Raw genomic sequence first — 522 nt, 5'->3', positions numbered from 1 at the left:
GATATAGAGACTCTTTTTGAATACTTGTGTGTCGAAAGACAGCTTGTTAGACCAGTACGTAATTTTACGAAGACCATAAGTAGAATGTATTTGATATAAATTGTACTAATTCAGACCTGATCTGACAGTTACCCATTTTTGATTCGGTGCCTGTCAGATTATATCTGGGATAGATTCCTTTCAGCCCAGATTGATTTCCCATCCTCTAATGTTTCTATTGGCGTTCTGCCACAGCACATTTTTCCTTGATGAGTACGATGATTGTTGTAGTAGTCCATCCATTCGTCCAGATCTTTCTGCAACTCTTCCATTGAGCCATACAGTTTCTTTCTGAACGTAACTTGATAGAGCTCATTCAATATGGTTTTGTGGAAGCGTTCGCAGGTCCCGTTTGCATTGGAACCGACATGCACATGAGCAGCAACCTTGCCATCGACAAGCTCGGACAGCAAACCAGCAGGTACCCAATATACATCGCCGTTTGAGCTGATATTAGGTCATGGGTTACCACATTGAGGACAC

1 pseudogene is annotated in these 522 nt (G+C 42.0%); it reads right to left on the bottom strand.

Annotated elements, in window-relative coordinates:
• Nucleotides 1-158: 158 nt before the first annotated feature.
• Nucleotides 159-392: pseudogene (locus tag R7Q46_RS30185) on the bottom strand (integrase core domain-containing protein); the annotation flags it as partial.
• Between the last annotated feature and the right edge of the window lie 130 nt (nucleotides 393-522).

Source organism: Vibrio sp. 811, from assembly GCF_033339195.1.
This window is presented reverse-complemented; position numbering and strand designations above follow the sequence as displayed.